Here is a 17,247-nt window from a genome sequence, read left to right on the forward strand (position 1 = left end):
GAATTTTTGCCGCCCCGTAGGCTGCGGCCGGTACAATACCTATATTCCATTATTAGACATACTTCTTCGTAAGAGGACAGTTACCTTTTGGGAGGGGATTTTCCGGCTCCGTCGTTGATGATAGCTTGGGCCTCTTCTAGCGTAGTGGCGGCAAAAAGCTCCTCCAGGACATAATCCAATACTTCCAGGCCCGTCATTTCCTGGACCTTTTGTTGCAAATCGGCCGATTTCTTACCAAATTTACGGGTCAGATATTTGCAGATGATTTCCCGGGTTCTTTCCACCCGACCTTCCGCACGACCCTCCGCACGACCCTCCGCACGACCCTCCGCGCGACCTTCTGCGCGGCCTTTCTCATGCCAGCTGGTGGTTATCTGCATGATCACGTCGACCTCCTTACTATCCAGTTTTCCCAATTCCCGGTTATATTGTTCTTCTTCCTCCCGATTCAGTTTCAGGTAGGTCTCGAAAAAACCGGCCAACAGTTCCATCCGGGCCGGGTCCAATTTCATCCGGGCCAGCATGCGCATGAATTCAACTTTCACTTTTACCTTTTCTTCCGGCTGAAAGCCCATTTTGCTTAAAAGGGCGGCGGCCACCGGGTTGTCACCCTGGATGTATTCCCGCCAGTTCAGTTTCTTCAGCTCCAGCTTGTAAAACCGGAAATTTAAAACATCCAGAAACGGGAACACCAGCTCGAAACTATCCGGTTCGGCGCGGCGACAGCTCTAAACGACTCTCCTTCGCGTGCTCTCCTTGCGGAGGCCACATTTCGTGGTGCCCCTGCCATCGCCGAGGTCAGACTCCCAATCGGGCTCACCGGCACCATGGTGAAACGACCTTCTTCAACCTGGTGGTACACCAGAAGTTCGCTTCCCAACCATTTTCATCCTTCGTGGTGCCGCATATTAGCGGCATGGGGGACTCTCAATAAATTGGACAACAACACCGGGCCGGCAGAAAAAACCAGCAAGCATACCTGTATCACCTGACCACAACCACTGAACCGTACCGGCCCCGGAATCCATGGGGACCAACCTGCACCGGCAAACAAGCCGCAGAATACCTGCGGCTTGTTTGCGTTACATGCGGTACTGTTCGCTAAACTGTCATTACGCCCGGTGGTTAGTAAGTCAGTAACTGATATGATTCCGAAAGCTTTATTCCTTTATACTGCTCCAGTTCCAGCACGCCCTGCTCGGTCAAGCGCAGCCAGTCGGAGGGGTGAACATGATTTTCTTCACCCAAACGTTTGATCAGGCCGGCTTTTTCCAGAGCCTGCACCTCCGGCGCCAGCAGCTCCATGGTGGTTTTCATCAGCGCCGCCAGATCTAAAAAGCTGATCTCCGTCTCCGGCGACTTGCGGTGCTCTTCAAACAATACTTTGATCAGCACCTTGCGCATGGACTCGGCATCATGATACAGGGCCAGCTCATTTTTTTGCTGCCAGATCTGCAGTTCCCCTTCCGTCACCAGCGGCCAGAAATCTATTTGCGTCAGCTGATCGGTAAAAACATCAATGGGTTTGGACGGATCCCGGTTGGGTTCGGCAAAAAGCACCTCTTTGATTTTCCGCGGGGCAATAACCGTGGGATCCAGCTGGGAGATGCGCATAAACATATCGCTGATCCTGATGGTGTGGTAAATGCCGTTCACCGTAAAACCAATTTCCACCCCGGGCACGGGAAACTCCCCGCGCTTTAAAAAGCCAAACCGGATCACCCGCGGCCTGCGAATATCTTTCATTATACTCCTCCTCCCTTTAATTTGATCAAAACATCACAAACCATATATAGTATAAGGGAGAATTAGATAATTTGTCCAGATATTATCATAATGCCGGAGTTTTTTTTTCAACGCCATGGGGGAACGGGTTGGCATTTGTCCCCGGCTGCTCTTCGGGCTGCTGGTCGACAAACGCAAAAGCTGCTTCCCCTTCTAGTATACCCGGCACCCAGCGGCTCAACTGACCAAAGGCGAGCAAAGGCCCCGGCCACCGTTCCCGGCTTTACCCGGCAATTGCCGCCGGGCTGGCGGCAAAAACACTCCCCGGTGGAACCCGGCCCGCTCAACCGGAATATCCGCAGTCTACCCGGGGATTTTCGCTTATACTTTTGATGGGTAAATAAAAAATGTTAATCTCCGGCAGGAAAATAATCATTTCCTTCGAAACTATTTTTTGTATATCTATGGTCAGGCCATCTTACCTTTATTTAATTTGATATGAGGGAGGAAGGAGCAGTGGAACTACGCCCAGACGTGGCCAGAGAAATTACTCAATTTGTTTTCAGGGAGACCGGCCTGCATAGCATTGTATGCGACCGGACCGGCACCATTATTGCCGATTCCGCCGGAGAACGAATAGGCGTGGTGCATAACGGTGCCCGCACCATAATGACCACTTCCGCGGAGGAATATGCCGCTACGAAGGAGGAAGAAGTGGCCACAAGTGGAAAAACAAAAGAGGGGTACAGCATTGCCATCAAAGCAGACGGTGAAAAGATCGGCACCTTCGGCATCACGGGGCGGTTGGAAATTGTCCAGCCCATAGCGAAAATCGCTTCCCCACTGGTGGTAAAAATGCTCCGGGACGAAGAAATCAAAGAACAGATACAGGAGCAGGCCCGGGCGGTGTCCGCAGCCATCCAGGAGGCCGCCCAGGTCGTCCAGCAATTTACCGCTTCATCCCAGGAACTGGCCGCCACCAGTGAAAACCTGATCCGGGAATCCCGGGAGGCGGCCCACCAGGTGCAAAACAGCGCCCAGATCCTGTCTTTCATCCGTAATGTGGCCGATCAAACCAAACTGCTGGGATTAAATGCCGCCATCGAAGCGGCCCGGGCCGGTCAGGCGGGCCGGGGCTTTGCCGTAGTGGCCGGTGAAGTACGCAAACTGGCCGAAGAAAGCAGCCATTCGGTAAAGGAGATAGAAAAAACCCTGGATCAATTTGAAAAGGCCATCGGTCTGGTGAGCAACGGTATAGAAAAGAACAGCCAGATCACCCGGGAACAGGCCCAAACCGTAGAAAAGATAGCTGCCATGATTGAAAGGTTGCAAAAAATCGACCGGGAACTCTCCCGCATGGCCGGCAATCTTAAATAACAGCCGGCATGGCTTTAATTTCCATGATCCGGCTTCACGCATCCATCGCCTTTGGACCACCAACCCAAACGCAAACGAAGGCCACGGCCACACCCACATTTTTTCCGGCCGGTATGTTATAATCTTACCATAAACCCCACAGGAGGATTTGCCTTTGTCCTATACCTTTCAGATCAAAACCCTGGGCTGCCCGGTAAACCAGCAGGAAGGCAGGGGCCTGGCCGAAGCCATGATCAGGGCCGGTTTCATCGAAACCACCGGATCGGCCGACGTATACATCGTCAACAGCTGCGTGGTCACCCGGGCGGCGGCCGCCGAAGCCCGCCGCCTGGCTGCCAAAGCCAGAAGGGAAAACCCGGAGGCGCTGGTGGTGCTGGCCGGGTGTTACCCCCAGGTCTACCGGGAGGAAATAGCGGAAAAGCTACCCGGGGTGGATCTGATCACCGGTACCGCCGGCAGAGCAAAGCTGCCCGCCCTGATCTCCCGCCGCCTGGCCGGCGAACCGGTGGAAAGGCTGCTGGTTACCCCGCACGGGCCGGATGAAACCTTTGAGGAGTTGCCGGTGGTGGAGCATTACGGCCGCACCCGCCCGGTGATTAAAATCCAGGAAGGCTGTGATGAGGTCTGCACCTACTGCATTGTGCGGGTGGCCCGGGGACTGCCCCGCAGCCTGGCTCCGGAAAAGGTGCTGGCCCGGGTGCGCCGCTTTGTGGAACAGGGTTACCGGGAAGTGATTTTAGCCGGCACCCACCTGGGCACCTACGGCAAAGACATTCCCGGGTGGAACCTGGCCCGGCTCATCCGGGAAATCAACCGCCTGCCCGGTGATTTTCGCCTGCGGCTGGATTACGTGGAACCCATGGACGTGAACCTTGAGCTGCTGGAGGCCATGGCCGCCCCATCAAGGGTTTGCCCCTTTCTCTATCTGCCCCTGCAGAGCGGCTCCGACCGGGTTTTGCAAAGGATGGGGCGGCGGTATACCGCCGGTGATTACGCCCGCCTGGTCCTTACGGCCCGGGAATTGATCCCCGGCCTTTCCCTCTGGACCGACCTGATCGCCGGTTTTCCCGGGGAAAGGGAAGAGGATCACCGGCAGACCCTCCAATTTGTAGAAGGGCTGGCCCTGTCCCACCTGCATGTCTTTCCCTACTCTCCCCGGCCGGGGACGGCAGCAGCCACCTTTCCCGATCAGGTAGCCCCGGACGTGAAAAAGAAACGGGTGGATGAGCTGCGGGCCCTGGACCGGGAACTTTCCCTGCGCTTTCACCGGCAGCAGGTGGGGAAACAGGTGCAGGTGCTGGTGGAAAAAATTAAGAACGGGCAGGGGGAGGGGTTTTCTGAACATTATGCGAGGGTCCGTTTTCCCGCCACCGATCCGGAAATGAAAGGCCGCCTGATACCGGTACAGGTCACGGCCGCCCGGCAGTGGGGCGTGGAAGGCCAAATCCCCCGCTAGATAATACGGTGATTCCCTACCCTTAAACGAAGTTCACCGGGTCTTCCGCACAATGGTTTTATGTTTAAGCCCGTATCGCCGGGTTGACACTTTGGATTTGCCCAGTTCCGGGATACTGACTACATGTACCTTATACTGGAATAAGCCTATCGGCACAAAGGAGATAATCGGCCAGATGAATGGGACAGACGAATGGGAAAGCAAAAGGCGGCCATTCAGTTGCCTTTTTTTGCCTCTTTATCTATCGTGGTTTTTCCGGGATTGGACGTTTGTCTTGAAAGACAAGTGTCCAATTTGTCCCCATCTTGCATTTTCGGCTTACTTGCACCAAATAAAACAGCCCCGTGATCCTTTGCGGGGCCTAATTTTTCCCTGGTGCGCCCGGAGGGACTCGAACCCCCGACACGCGGTTTAGGAAACCGCTGCTCTGTCCGCCTGAGCTACGGGCGCATTACCGCTTGCTAAACTATTATTGCCGGGCTTCACCCGGCAACCCGGCCCTGTCCGGGCATCCGTAAGATTATGGCATGGTGTGCCTGGAGGGACTCGAACCCCCAACCTTCTGATCCGTAGTCAGATGCTCTATCCAATTGAGCTACAGGCACACGCTCCCACAACACCGGCAAAAGTTATTTTATCAAATAATACATAACAAGTCAAGTACCCCGGCACGGGTCCAGTGCTGACGCACGAAAAATCACCGTAAACCTTGCCTGCTAAGGAATTGAGCATATAATTTGTGCGATAAAAATTTTAACTTGAGCTCGGCAATATTTTATAAATGTCATGTCTTGGATTCATGGGTCAGCACTGGCACGGGTTATATTTCAAGCGCCGGCAGAGCTTGAAACCCCCGGCCTCCCGTCCTTTGAAATCCATGGTTTTCCGGGATTCAAGGGATGACGTACCACTACCTTCGGTTTAAATAGCCACCGGATGGATAAATACTAAAAAGGTGTGCGCTCGTCGCACACCTTTTTCCTGGCGGAGAGTGAGGGATTCGAACCCTCGAGACAGCTTTAGAACCGTCTACTCGCTTAGCAGGCGAGCGCCTTCGACCTACTCGGCCAACTCTCCATGTATTTACCCAGCTGGCGGAGGGAGTGGGATTCGAACCCACGGGGCCACAGGGACCCAGCGATTTTCAAGACCGCCTCCTTAAACCACTCGGACACCCCTCCAGAATATGCCCGATAGCACTTAAAGTATATCACAGCCGCCCAAACCTGTCAACCGGCCTGTACGGCCGGCCGGGCAGGTATGTTAAAAAAGATGTAAAACCCCTGCTTAAGCATGAGTGGGAGGCTTCCGGATGCGCGCCCGAAAGCCTCCCTCCCACAACCGGCCGAATTTTTCCGTTCCGGACGGTGAACATTTAAATCGTTCCGGAACTTCCGGAATCCTTAAGGCTTTTCCCATCGGGACTTTACGGCCGGGTCAAAGGTATTACCACCAAATTTCCCAACGGGCCCGGCACAAGTTGCCGGTTTACTCACCAAATAGGTGACCAATGGCCCGGCCGGGATCATTCCGACCGCTCCATACCCTCTTAATCAATTTTCCCCCGGTAATCGGGCAGCAGGATGGGGGCCACCTTCTGCCCCAGGCCCTCTTTCTGCAGTTCCTCGTGATAGCGCTTGACGTGATCCAGGGTCAGCCGGCCCAGCTGCACGTTTTTGGCCCTTTCGGCGGCGTTCATACCGGCCCGGCGGCCAAAGACGATGATGTCCAGCAGGGAATTGCCCATCAGGCGGTTGCGGCCGTGCACGCCGCCGGAGGCCTCCCCGGCCACGTACAGGTTGGGAATGCTGGTTTCCGCCCGGTCGTTGATTAAAATGCCGCCGTTCTGGTAGTGCAGGGTGGGGTAGACCAGGATGGGCTGCTCGGCCATATTGATATTAAAGCGCTTGTACTGACGGAACATGGCCGGCAGTTCTTTTTCGATGGTTCCCTTGCCGTGGATAATTTCGATCATGGGCGAATCCAGCCACACGCCCAGCCGCCCGCTGGGTGAGGCTATACCCTTGCCCCGCTCGTTGCACTCCCGGATGATGGCCGAGGAAACGGCATCCCTGGTCTCCAGGGGATAAATAAACTGTTCCCCTTCGATATTCACCAGCTGGGCACCCAGGCCCCGCACCTTTTCCGTCACCAGCTGGCCCACGATCTGTTCCGGGAAAGCCACGCCCGTGGGGTGAAACTGGGTGGCGTCCAGGAAGACCAGCTTCGCCCCGGCCCGGTAGGCCATGACAATGCCGTCGGCGGTGGCGCCGTAGTGGTTGGTGGTGGGGAAGCCGCCGATATGCAGGCGGCCGGAACCGCCGGTGGCGATGATCACCGTTTTGGCCCGGACCACCAGGTACTGTTCCGTTTCCAGGTTGTACAGCACCGCTCCGGCACACTGGCCCGTTTCATCCATGATCAGCTCCACCGCCGGGGAAAATTCGATTACCTGAATCCCCCGGTTGCGGGCCTCGTCCCGCAGGGTACGCATGATTTCGGCTCCGGAATAGTCATGGGCAAAATGCATGCGTTTTCTGGAGGTGCCTCCACCGTGAATGGTGTGCATGGTGCCGTCGGGGAACTTGCTGAACATGCAGCCCAGGCCTTCCAGCCAGTGGATGCACAGGGGGGCATCCTTCACCAGGGCGGCCACCAGTTCCGGGATGTTGTGAAAACCGCCGCCGCCCATCACGTCCAGGTAGTGGATGGCCGGAGAGTCGTTTTCCTTGTCAGCCGCCTGAATACCGCCCTCGGCCATCATGGTGTTGGCATCCCCGTGCCGCAGCTTGGTGGCCAGCAGCACCCTGGCCCCGCCTTCCTGGGCCAGCAGGGCCGCCGAGGTTCCGGCACCGCCGCCGCCGATAACCAGCACGTCCACGTCAAAATCTATGTTGTCCAGGGAAAAGCTGTCGGGATCCAGCATACTCCGGCTTTCCAGCAGGTCCGCATGCTCGTGGGTGAATTTGTCCCCCTTGTTGGGGCCCACTTTCACCGGGCGGGTGGCATCGGGTTTGTAGTCCGGGTGGTAGGAACGCAGCAGGTTGTCCTTTTCATCGGGTTTCAGGCGGGGAAAGGTTTCCTTTAAACGCCGTTCCCTGGTTTGTTCCACAACCTTGATCAGGTCGAACATTTCCTGTGTATACATGCTTATTTCCACCTTCCTTATGGTTCAATATCCCGGGCGTTGTACATGTTCTGCAGTTCTTCCCGGCTCAGCTTGGTCAGTCTGTCCAGCTCCGCGTCAAACCGGCCGGCCTGAATTTCTGCCACCCGTTTGGCCAGGTGCTGCGCCCGGGGGGCGATGTGCCGTCCATAGAGGCGGCGGCCCAGTATGGCCACGTTATATTGCACAATTTCCGCCGGGCAGCGGGAGGCACACAGACCGCACATGATACAGTCGAAGGACATATGGGCCAGCTTTTCGATATCTCCCCGCTGGGCGGCGGCGATATAGTTCATTACATTTAATTCCTGGGGACAAATGCGGGTGCACTGGTTGCAGCCCAGGCAGCGGGTCATTTCGGGATAATGCTGCAGCATGGTGGCCAGGGTGGGGGTTAATTCCTCCAGGTTATAGGTGGCCTTGTTGGCCGGGTAAAAGGGTATCTGGGTGAGGTACATGCCGTCTTCCACCATGGTCTGGCAGGCCAGTCCCACCTTCAGGCGGAAATCCCCGGGCTTGCGGTATACCGTACCGCAGGCGCCGCAAAAACCTCCCCGGCAGCCACAGCCCCGGATAAAGCGGTAACCGGCATATTCCATGGCTTTCATAATGGTCAGTCCGGCCGGCACCTCATAGTGCTTACCCATAATATATATGTTTATCATTTCCCGTTCTTCGGCCATGACACTTTCCTCCTTCAAGGCAAATCTATGCTCCCGGCAAAAGGGGCCTGGGGTCCACATAATGCTGTTCCAGCCCCAGTTTTTCCGGGGGAATTTTCAGTGCCGCTCCCACCAGCTGGGTAAAATACAAAACGGGTATTTTCTTAAAGCTGCTGTCTTCCCCGGCGATTTTTTCCTGCAGCCAGTCCAGGTTGAACTGGCACAGGGGACAGCTGGTAATAATTGCTTCCGCCCCCCTGGTTGTAGCGGAATCCAGTATATCCCGCACCTTTTGTTTTACCAGGGTGTTGTCGTGCAGTACCTGATAGGAACCACAGCAGGTGGTTTTGTCGGGGTATTCCACCACCTCCGCCCCCAGGGCGGTAACCAGTTCCTCCATGATGGTGGGGTTGTCCGGATGGTCGAAGGATACCTCCGCGGCCGGCCGGACCAGCATGCAGCCGTAATAGCAGGCCACCTTCAGGCCGTTTAAGGCGCCGCCCGCCCGCTCCTGCAGCACGTCAAATCCCACCTGATCTTTAAACAGCTCCAGGGGATGGAGCAGCTGCGTTTCCCCATGGTAATCCACTTCTAAATAATCATTTAACTTCCGGTGGACTTCCGGATTGGTCTTTATGGCATGGTTGACCCGTTTTAATACGTTATAGCAAAAGGAGCAGACTGTAACCAGCCGGCCGTCTTCTTTCGCCGCGTCGGACAAAATGCGGGCGGCGGCCACCATGCCCATATAGTTGTCCTGGGCCAGGGGAAATACGGTACCACAGCAGGTCCACTGGGGCAGTTCCACCAGTTCCACGCCCAGGGCGGCCAGGGAGTCCCGGGTGGAATCATCCAACCCCCTGGCCTTGCTGTGCAGAGTACATCCCGGAAAGTATGGTATTTTCATCTCTATCCCCCTTTACGCGCTCAGCTTGCGAAAACCGCTGGTCAGGGCCATCTGGGGAACCCGGGTCAGCAATTCCACCGGGATTTTTTCGGCCGCCAGCACTTCCCTGCCCCGGCGCAGGTTGATTACCCGCAGGGCTTCCATCAAACGGGCGATATCTATACCCCGGGGACAGCGGGCGGTGCAAATTAAACAGGTGCTGCACACCCAAATGGACTTGTAATCCAGCATGCCGGCATTACCCAGTTGAATGGCCCGCATAACCTGCCGGGGCAGAAAATCCATGTTCTCCCTGCCCGTGCACCCGGCGCTGCAGGTTCCACACTGCATGCACAGATTGGCATTTTGACCGCTTATTTCTTTAATTTGTTCCACCAGTTCCCGGTTTACTTTGCTTGATAATTCCATAGCCATAGTCCATCTGACTCCTTTTTAAAATTCTTTAATCCCACCTTTGTTTTTCGGCGATACCTTCCTCCCTGCCTCCCACTTTTTTCCTTAACTTTGGCCGGTCACCCATTCTCTTCCGTAGTTTCATGCAATTTTCTTGCTAGCTGACGGACAACCACCCGGGGAAGGAACCGCCGGGCGTGGTGCAATTATTCTTAATAATTTAAGCATTTTAAAACTGTGCTTTCATAAATAAAAAAATTAAAAAGACTTGAAATTATAACTTTTAGAATTTAACTATAGTAATTAGAATGGGGGACTGGCGGCTGATGATGAACGGTTATTATTTCCCGGCGGTGATTGTGGTTATACCGCCCATATAGGGTACCAGCGCCTCAGGTATGAGAACACTGCCGTCGGGCTGCTGGTAATTTTCCAGAATGGCCGCCACCGTCCGGCCCACGGCCAGGCCGGAACCATTCAAGGTATGCACGAACTGCGGTTTGGCCTTTCCTTCTTTAAAGCGGATGTTGGCCCGCCGGGCCTGGAAGTCCTCAAAGTTGCTGCAGGAAGAAATTTCTTTGTATGCTCCGTAGCTGGGCAGCCACACCTCCAGGTCGTAGGTTTTGGCCGAGGAAAAGCCCAGATCACCCGTACACAGGATCACCACCCGGTAGGGCAGGCCCAGGAGCTGCAATACCCTTTCCGCATCGGCGGTCAGCTTTTCCAGCTCGTCGTAGGAATCCTCCGGCCGGGTGAATTTCACCAGTTCCACCTTGTTAAACTGGTGCTGGCGGATGAGCCCCCGGGTATCCCGGCCGGCCGCTCCGGCTTCGGCCCGGAAACAGGCGCTGTAGGCACAATGGTAAATGGGCAGTTTTTCAGCGGGCAAAATTTCATCCCGGTAAAGGTTGGTTACCGGCACCTCTGCCGTGGGGATCAGGTAGTAATCCCGGCCCTCCAGCTTGAACATATCTTCGGCAAATTTGGGCAGCTGCCCGGTGCCGATCATGCTGTCGCTGTTAACCACAAAGGGCGGAAAAACTTCCACATAGCCGTGCTCCTTGATATGCAGGTCCAGCATGAAGTTGATGACGGCCCTTTCCAGCCGCGCTCCGGCCCCTTTATAAAAGGAGAAACGGGCTCCCGTCACTTTAGTCCCCCGTTCAAAATCAAGGATATCCAGCGCTTCCCCCAGATCCCAGTGGGCCCTGGCCGGAAAGTCAAACTGCCGGGGATCCCCCCAGCGTCTTACTTCCACATTATCTGCGTCGTCCCTGCCCACCGGGACACTGGCATGGGGAATATTGGGGATATTTAACAACGCCACCTGGATCTGTTCTTCCAGATCCCGGATTTCTTCATCCAGCTCTTTAATTTGCTGGGAAACCTGCCGCATCTCCAGGACCATATCCCGGGCTTCCCGGCCGGCCTTTTTCAAACGGCCGATTTCCTCGGAAACCACATTACGCCGGTTTTTCAGCTGCTCCGCCACCACCAGTTTTTCCCGCCGCCGGGCGTCCAGTTCCAGAAAGGGCTTCAAGCTGACCGCAGCCCCCCTTTTCTGCAAAGATTCTTCCACCAACCGGGGGTTATTGCGCACAAATTTCAAGTCTAACATAAAATGGTTACCTCCAGCGTAAATGTTTACTGAAAACAGCAGGTTAACATCCGGAGCACTGGCCCGGCACTCACCAGAATACTTTTTAACTCCTGGAGTTTAAGGTTTAATTGATACCCACCTGTTCTATAAACCTGGTAAGCCGGTGAGTGCCGGGTGGAGCACCGGAGCAAGCGGAACAACGCCGTGCCTGCCGGTACAGCGTTTTACCGTCCACCGGGTTTTAATAGTATTTCCATTTTTGCCGTTATGACCCACATCCTATAGTGCTTTCTGCTCGCCGGCCTGCATCCAGCCACCCAAATGACAGGTGTCGTTTAAAACAATAACCCGAAAAATGTCGTCCCGCCATCCCAGAATATTGATCCCGGTGTTGTCCAACCGGATCCGCCAGAAATGGGATTGATCCAGGCCCAGGACGCGGCGCAGGATGGTGCGGATGGGGGTGTCGTGGGTCACCGCCGCAACCGTGCCTCCAGGGTGATCATGGATCATTTTTTCCAGTGCGGCCCAGGCTCGCTCCTCCACTTCCACCAGGGATTCCCCCCGGGGCATCCGGACCGTATAGGGTAGGGTACGCCACCGGGTCAGTAAATCGGTGTATTTATCCTCCACTTCAGACAGCAGCATCCCTTCCCAATCGCCATGGCAAATCTCGATGATCCCCGGCAGGTAAATTGGCTTCAGTCCATGGGCGGCGGCCACTATTCGGGCACAATCGCTGGCCCTGGACAGGGGGCTGGTATAAACGGCCGCCAGGGATATCCTGGACAACACCCGGGACAGGGCCCGGGACTGGACCAGACCCTCTTCGTTTATGGGAATATCCAACCTGCCCTGATATCGGGAACAGCGGTTCCAGGCGGTGGTCCCATGCCGGACCAGAATGACCAGCGTTTCCCTTTCCGGCAATAACTCACCCCCCACCGGCATACCGGAAACCTACAGGTGCACCATCTTTACATCCAGCACCCCATCGACCTGAGCGATTTCCCCCAGGGTTTCCTCGGGCACCGGGGCGTCCACGGAAAGCATCATTATGGCCTTGCCGCCAATTTCCTTGCGCCCCACCTGCATGGCCGCAATGTTGATATCATGTTTGCCGATTAGCAGACCCACGGGACCAATAATGCGCGGTTTATCGATATGGGGTACATAAAGAATATGGCCGCTGGGGTCCACGTCGATGCGGTAACCGTCAATCATTACAACCCGGGGGTCCTGCTTGCCGAACAGGGTGCCGGCCACACTTTTTTCGGCCTTGTCGGAGTATACCTTCACCGTAATCAGGCTGGCATAACCCTCCGCTTCCCCGTCCACGGCCTGGAAGACCTGGATGCCCCGGTTTTTGGCCAGAACGGGGGCGTTCACAAAGTTTACCGTTTCCTGCAGGATGGGATCCAGCAATCCCTTGACCACCGCCGTGGTCAGGGGGCTGACCTCCTGCCTGGCCAGTTCGCCGCTGTACACCACTTCGATCTTACGGATGCGGCCGGTTACCAGCTGTGCCTGCAGCTTGCCCAGCTTTTCGGCCAGGCCCAGATAGGGACGCACCGCCGAAAGCACCTGGGGACTGATGGATGGTATATTGACCGTATTTTTGACCAGTTTCCCCCTTAAAGCAGCCACTATCTCCCCGGACACATCCACCGCCACATTCAACTGCGCCTCCCGGGTGGATGCCCCCAGATGGGGGGTGGCAATAAAGTTGGGCAGTGATAATAACGGGCTTTCCGTATTGGGTTCCTTTTCAAAAACATCCAGGGCGGCGCCGGCCACCTTTCCGGAAACCAGGGCTCGATAAAGGGCCTCTTCGTCGATAATCCCTCCCCGGGCGCAGTTAATGATGCGCACACCATCCTTCATCAGGGCAAAGGCCTCATCACCAATCATATGGTAGGACTCTTTGGTTTTGGGCAGGTGGACGGTAATAAAATCGGAGCGCCTGTACACATCTTCCAGGGCAACCAGCTCCACGGCCAGGGAGGCGGCCTTTTCCTCGTTAATGAAGGGATCATAGGCAATGACGTTCATTTCCAGCGCCTGGGCCCGTTTGGCCACCGCCGAGCCAATGCGGCCCAGGCCGATAATGCCCAGGGTTTTATCCCGCAGCTCGACGCCGATAAAGGCCTTCTTATCCCAAACCCCTTCCTTCAACCGGGCCACGGCCTGGGGAATATTGCGGGCCAGGGCCAGCATCATGGCAATGGTGTGTTCGGTGGCGGCAATGGTATTACCGTCGGGGGCGTTGACCACCAGAATACCCCGGGTGGTGGCCGCCTCCAGGTCTATATTATCCACGCCCACCCCGGCCCGGCCAATCACCTTGAGATTTTGTGCCGCCTCCACCACCCGGCGGGTCACTTTGGTGGCGCTGCGCACAATCAGGGCGTCGTATTCCGGAATGACCTGCACCAGATCATCTTCGGTCATTTTTTGACCGATCACCACCTCTATGTCCTCCTCCCGCCGGAGCGGCACCAGCCCTTCTTCCGAAACACCATCCATAACCAGGACTTTGAGCATCATTCATTCCTCCCCAAAAATACTTCCTGAGCCGCCCGTACACCCGCACCCAGCTCAACAGGGTAACCCAGCCGGGCCAGGGCCATTTCCAGCCCGCCGATGCCCAGAATGACATCCATTTTACCGGCAAAGCCCATGTGGGCGATGCGGAATATCTTTCCTTTCAGAATTCCCTGCCCGCCGGCAAAGGTAATGCCCAGTTCTTCCTTCAATACCTTGCGGATATCATCGGCACCCAAACCTTCCGGACTACGCACCGCTGTAACCGTGGGGGACGCGCAATGATCCGCCGCCAGGGGCTCCAGTCCCAGTGCCCTTACGGCCGCCCGCACGGCCCGGGCCAGCAGGCGGTGGCGGGCGTAAACATTTTCCATCCCTTCATTCATCATCATATCCAGGGCCGCATCCAGTCCCTGGAACAGAGCCACATTGGGTGTGTAAGCGGTATTCCACTTTTCCAGTGACTTGCGGGCCGCCGGTAGACTGAAATAAAAGCGGGGTGCCCTGTTTTTCTCAATCACTTCCCAGGCCCTGGAGCTCACTCCGATCATGGCCAGGCCCGGTGGCAGCATCATGGCCTTCTGGGAGGCGGTGACCAGAATATCCACGTGCCATTCGTCCATGCGGATTTCAATGCCGCCCACACCGCTGACCCCATCCACCAGCAACAATGCCGGGGTTTCGGCCACCAGGGCGCCAATGCCGGCAATATCGTTCAACACGCCGGTGGAGGTTTCATTTTGCGTGGCCAGCACCGCTTTGTAGCCGGGATTGCCGGCCAGTTTCTCCCGCACCACGGAAAGATCCACGTCTTTACCCCATCCAAAGGATACTTCGTCTACCTCGGCCCCGTAGGCCCGGGCAATTTTGGTGAAGCGTTCGCCAAAATTGCCGGTAATTAAAGCCAGCACCCGGTCACCGGGGGAAACCACGTTGGCGATGGCCGTTTCCAGACCGCCGGTGCCGGAATTGGTCAGGATAAAGACATCCTCTTTTGTCTGAAACACCTGCCGTATTTTCTCCTGGATGCGCCGGTGTAATGCGGCAAAATCCTCACTGCGGTGGCCGATCATGGGTCGTGACATGGCCGCCACCACCGAAGGCGGTACAGGTGTGGGTCCTGGAATCATCAGGTATTGTTTGTCCTGCATAATCAAAACTCTCCCTTGCTGAAAAAATTAAACCTCCCGTCCCTTGCCGGCAATAGCCAACAGGGACGAGAGGTTTTCCTCCCGCGGTGCCACCCTTTTTGACAGGCATTGTTAACCCATATGCCCGCCCTCTCGTACTTGATAACGGGAACTGCCCGTGCCTGCCTACTGCTGCTTTCAGCAGGCCCCCTTCGGGGAGCTCTTTCGCCGGACGCCCTGCCGGTTTGCACCACCCACCGGCTCTCTAAAAGGGCTCTTCCGGTTACTCTACCCCTGCATCGGGTTTTGAAAATGCTTCAATTTTAACCTGGATAAAATAATACTACAGGATTACCGTTTTGGCAACAAGAAATTATCGCTTTTGCGCAATTTTAACATTCTCCAGGAACAATTGATGCAGCCTGGTATCGCGGGTCAACTCGGGATGAAAGGCCGCGGCCAGGAAATGCCCCTGCCGGGCCAGCACAATTTTATCTTCATAGCGGGCCAGCACATCCACCTCCGGACCCACGGAAACAATATACGGAGCGCGGATAAAAACCGCCCGCAGGGGCCTTTCACCCAGGACGGGAATAACCAGATCCTCTTCAAAGCTGTCCACCTGCCGGCCGAAGGCGTTTCTCTCCACCAGCATATCCATGAAACCCAGCCGGGGTTGGTCCGAGCCTTTAATTTCCCGGGCCAACAGGATCAATCCGGCACAGGTGCCGAAAACGGGGAACCCGCTGGCACCCATTTTTTTAATTGGTTCCAGCAGATCATATTCCAGGAGCAGTTTGCCCATGGTGGTGCTTTCCCCGCCGGGAATAATCAGGCCATCCAGACCTTCCAGTTCATGGGGTTTGCGTACCTGGCGGGAATCAACTCCACAGGCCGCCAGCATTTTTTGATGTTCCACAAAGGCCCCCTGCAGGGCCAGTACACCGATTAGCATTATTTACTACTTCCTTCCGCTTATCACCAAAATGGGTTTCGGGGTAAAGTTCGCCGGCCAGTAGTAAGCCGGTAAGTGATTGCCACATGAAACTGCCGTTATCTACTGACCGGTGACGCCTGACGGCAGGCGACTATTTCTACCAGCCCCTATCCTGCATACGCTGCTCCGGGGCAATGGTGGCAATCTCCAGGCCGGGCATGGCTTCACCCAGGTCTTTGGAGACCTCCGCCAGCACCGCCGGATCATTGTAATGGGTGGTGGCGGCCACAATGGCCTTTGCCCGGGCAGCCGGGTTTTTGGATTTAAATATGCCGGAGCCCACAAATATACCGTCCGCGCCCAGCTGCATCATCAGCGCCGCATCGGCCGGAGTGGCAATGCCGCCGGCTGCAAAGTTGACCACGGGCAAACGACCCGTTTCGGCCACCTGCAGCACCAGCTCATAGGGAGCGCCCATTTCTTTGGCGGCGGCCATCAACTCATCCCGGCGCATGCCCTGCAGCCGGCGAATTTCCGCCATGACCAGGCGCATGTGGCGGACCGCCTCCACCACATTGCCGGTACCCGGTTCGCCCTTGGTACGGATCATGGCCGCCCCTTCACCGATACGGCGCAATGCCTCGCCCAGGTTGCGGGCACCGCAGACAAAGGGCACCTTAAACTGGTGCTTGTCAATGTGGTGCTGCTCGTCAGCGGGGGTAAGCACTTCACTTTCATCGATATAATCCACGCCCAGCTGTTCGAGAATCTGCGCCTCCACAAAATGTCCGATGCGCACCTTGGCCATAACCGGAATGGTTACGGCATCCATAATACGTAAAATCACCGTCGGGTCGGCCATGCGGGCCACTCCACCCGCCGCCCGGATATCGGCAGGCACCCTTTCCAGAGCCATAACGGCACAGGCGCCGGCTTCCTCAGCAATTTTAGCCTGTTCGGGGGTGGTGACATCCATGATCACGCCACCTTTGAGCATCTCCGCCAGACCTTTTTTCACCGTCCAGGTTCCTTTTTCGGCCATAAATATCCCCCTATTCCTTTTGGTTCGATCTACAACACAGTATTTTAACCGACTTTAATAACAAAAACAAGGTTTGTCAGGTCAAAAAATAACCGCCTTCCATAGGCCGAAAAACATAAAGGACAGGAACAGGTGAAAAAAGGGGACAGGCTGCTATTTGAAAAAGCAGCCTGTCCTTTTATTTAAATATTTTGCAGCGGCGACCTGCTCTCCCAGGGGTCCACCCCCCGGTACCATCGGCCCTGGAGGGCTTAACTGCCGTGTTCGGGATGGGAACGGGTGTTTCCCCTCCGGTATGGCCACTGCAA

15 protein-coding genes, 4 tRNA genes, 1 rRNA gene and 1 other annotated feature are annotated in these 17,247 nt (G+C 55.9%); of the genes, 2 read left to right on the forward strand and 18 right to left on the reverse strand.

Annotated elements, in window-relative coordinates; translation table 11 throughout:
• Positions 1–80 precede the first annotated feature (80 nt).
• The 3 genes from GFC01_RS20000 to GFC01_RS12400 all read right to left on the reverse strand — a co-directional run bounded on the left by GFC01_RS20000 (position 81) and on the right by GFC01_RS12400 (position 1,984).
• The gene (locus tag GFC01_RS20000) at positions 81–692 is read right to left on the reverse strand and encodes an RpnC/YadD family protein (RefSeq protein ID WP_341473951.1); all 612 of its coding nucleotides are present in this window, start codon (positions 690–692) and stop codon (positions 81–83) included.
• A 433-nt stretch (positions 693–1,125) separates the two neighbouring features.
• Complete coding sequence (locus GFC01_RS12395; RefSeq protein WP_152947439.1) at positions 1,126–1,746, reverse strand: helix-turn-helix domain-containing protein; 621 nt, start codon at positions 1,744–1,746, stop codon at positions 1,126–1,128.
• A gap of 85 nt (positions 1,747–1,831) precedes the next feature.
• A complete protein-coding gene (locus GFC01_RS12400; RefSeq protein ID WP_152947440.1) occupies positions 1,832–1,984 on the reverse strand; it encodes a hypothetical protein in 153 nt (50 codons plus the stop codon).
• A gap of 257 nt (positions 1,985–2,241) precedes the next feature.
• Between GFC01_RS12400 and GFC01_RS19770 the strand changes: the two genes are divergently transcribed.
• Positions 2,242–3,102 (forward strand): methyl-accepting chemotaxis protein, encoded by an 861-nt coding sequence (locus GFC01_RS19770; RefSeq protein ID WP_341473952.1) that lies wholly within the window; start codon positions 2,242–2,244, stop codon positions 3,100–3,102.
• A gap of 154 nt (positions 3,103–3,256) precedes the next feature.
• On the forward strand, positions 3,257–4,558 hold the full coding sequence (mtaB, locus tag GFC01_RS12410; protein WP_194174937.1) for a tRNA (N(6)-L-threonylcarbamoyladenosine(37)-C(2))-methylthiotransferase MtaB: 1,302 nt from the start codon (positions 3,257–3,259) through the stop codon (positions 4,556–4,558).
• A gap of 373 nt (positions 4,559–4,931) precedes the next feature.
• On the opposite strand, the gene GFC01_RS12415 is transcribed toward mtaB, so the two are convergent.
• The 15 genes from GFC01_RS12415 to rrf form a co-directional block, all read right to left on the reverse strand.
• Positions 4,932–5,008, reverse strand: a tRNA-Arg gene (locus GFC01_RS12415).
• Between the two features lie 78 nt (positions 5,009–5,086).
• A tRNA-Arg gene (locus GFC01_RS12420) sits at positions 5,087–5,163 on the reverse strand.
• A gap of 377 nt (positions 5,164–5,540) precedes the next feature.
• Positions 5,541–5,635 (reverse strand) — tRNA-Ser (locus GFC01_RS12425).
• A gap of 15 nt (positions 5,636–5,650) precedes the next feature.
• A tRNA-Ser gene (locus tag GFC01_RS12430) sits at positions 5,651–5,739 on the reverse strand.
• A 368-nt stretch (positions 5,740–6,107) separates the two neighbouring features.
• Complete coding sequence (locus GFC01_RS12435) at positions 6,108–7,706, reverse strand: FAD-binding protein (protein ID WP_152947443.1); 1,599 nt, start codon at positions 7,704–7,706, stop codon at positions 6,108–6,110.
• Positions 7,707–7,723: 17 nt separating this feature from the next.
• Positions 7,724–8,407 (reverse strand): 4Fe-4S dicluster domain-containing protein, encoded by a 684-nt coding sequence (locus GFC01_RS12440; protein WP_152947444.1) that lies wholly within the window; start codon positions 8,405–8,407, stop codon positions 7,724–7,726.
• A 25-nt stretch (positions 8,408–8,432) separates the two neighbouring features.
• Positions 8,433–9,293 (reverse strand): CoB--CoM heterodisulfide reductase iron-sulfur subunit B family protein, encoded by an 861-nt coding sequence (locus GFC01_RS12445; protein WP_152947445.1) that lies wholly within the window; start codon positions 9,291–9,293, stop codon positions 8,433–8,435.
• Between the two features lie 12 nt (positions 9,294–9,305).
• Entirely contained in the window at positions 9,306–9,707 is a 402-nt protein-coding gene (locus GFC01_RS12450) for a 4Fe-4S dicluster domain-containing protein (protein ID WP_152947446.1), read from the reverse strand.
• Between the two features lie 319 nt (positions 9,708–10,026).
• Entirely contained in the window at positions 10,027–11,304 is a 1,278-nt protein-coding gene (serS, locus tag GFC01_RS12455; RefSeq protein WP_152947447.1) for a serine--tRNA ligase, read from the reverse strand.
• Between the two features lie 261 nt (positions 11,305–11,565).
• Complete coding sequence (locus tag GFC01_RS12460) at positions 11,566–12,216, reverse strand: histidine phosphatase family protein (protein ID WP_194174938.1); 651 nt, start codon at positions 12,214–12,216, stop codon at positions 11,566–11,568.
• A gap of 30 nt (positions 12,217–12,246) precedes the next feature.
• The gene (gene serA, locus GFC01_RS12465) at positions 12,247–13,830 is read right to left on the reverse strand and encodes a phosphoglycerate dehydrogenase (protein ID WP_152947454.1); all 1,584 of its coding nucleotides are present in this window, start codon (positions 13,828–13,830) and stop codon (positions 12,247–12,249) included.
• Complete coding sequence (locus GFC01_RS12470) at positions 13,830–14,981, reverse strand: pyridoxal-phosphate-dependent aminotransferase family protein (protein WP_152947449.1); 1,152 nt, start codon at positions 14,979–14,981, stop codon at positions 13,830–13,832. Before GFC01_RS12470 ends, serA begins: the two co-directional genes overlap by 1 nt.
• A gap of 58 nt (positions 14,982–15,039) precedes the next feature.
• Positions 15,040–15,269 (reverse strand) — a binding site (T-box leader).
• A 64-nt stretch (positions 15,270–15,333) separates the two neighbouring features.
• The gene (gene pdxT / locus GFC01_RS12475; protein ID WP_152947450.1) at positions 15,334–15,915 is read right to left on the reverse strand and encodes a pyridoxal 5'-phosphate synthase glutaminase subunit PdxT; all 582 of its coding nucleotides are present in this window, start codon (positions 15,913–15,915) and stop codon (positions 15,334–15,336) included.
• 139 nt (positions 15,916–16,054) lie between these two features.
• Positions 16,055–16,939: a pyridoxal 5'-phosphate synthase lyase subunit PdxS gene (gene pdxS / locus GFC01_RS12480; RefSeq protein ID WP_152947451.1), complete on the reverse strand. Its 885-nt coding sequence runs from the start codon at positions 16,937–16,939 to the stop codon at positions 16,055–16,057.
• Positions 16,940–17,130: 191 nt separating this feature from the next.
• Positions 17,131–17,246: ribosomal RNA gene (gene rrf, locus GFC01_RS12485) — 5S ribosomal RNA — on the reverse strand.
• Position 17,247: the final 1 nt, after the last annotated feature.

The sequence above is a fragment of the Desulfofundulus thermobenzoicus genome, assembly GCF_009428905.1.
Classification (GTDB): domain Bacteria; phylum Bacillota; class Desulfotomaculia; order Desulfotomaculales; family Desulfovirgulaceae; genus Desulfofundulus_A; species Desulfofundulus_A thermobenzoicus.

Coding starts and splice junctions, on each gene's coding strand:
- GFC01_RS12395 (WP_152947439.1), bottom strand. CDS start 1,746: ATGAAAGATATTCGCAGGCCGCGGGTGATCCGGTTTGGCTTTTTAAAG.
- GFC01_RS12435 (WP_152947443.1), bottom strand. CDS start 7,706: ATGTATACACAGGAAATGTTCGACCTGATCAAGGTTGTGGAACAAACC.
- GFC01_RS12440 (WP_152947444.1), bottom strand. CDS start 8,407: ATGGCCGAAGAACGGGAAATGATAAACATATATATTATGGGTAAGCAC.
- GFC01_RS12445 (WP_152947445.1), bottom strand. CDS start 9,293: ATGAAAATACCATACTTTCCGGGATGTACTCTGCACAGCAAGGCCAGG.
- GFC01_RS12450 (WP_152947446.1), bottom strand. CDS start 9,707: ATGGCTATGGAATTATCAAGCAAAGTAAACCGGGAACTGGTGGAACAA.
- serS (WP_152947447.1), bottom strand. CDS start 11,304: ATGTTAGACTTGAAATTTGTGCGCAATAACCCCCGGTTGGTGGAAGAA.
- serA (WP_152947454.1), bottom strand. CDS start 13,830: ATGCTCAAAGTCCTGGTTATGGATGGTGTTTCGGAAGAAGGGCTGGTG.
- GFC01_RS12470 (WP_152947449.1), bottom strand. CDS start 14,981: ATGCAGGACAAACAATACCTGATGATTCCAGGACCCACACCTGTACCG.
- pdxT (WP_152947450.1), bottom strand. CDS start 15,915: ATGCTAATCGGTGTACTGGCCCTGCAGGGGGCCTTTGTGGAACATCAA.
- pdxS (WP_152947451.1), bottom strand. CDS start 16,939: ATGGCCGAAAAAGGAACCTGGACGGTGAAAAAAGGTCTGGCGGAGATG.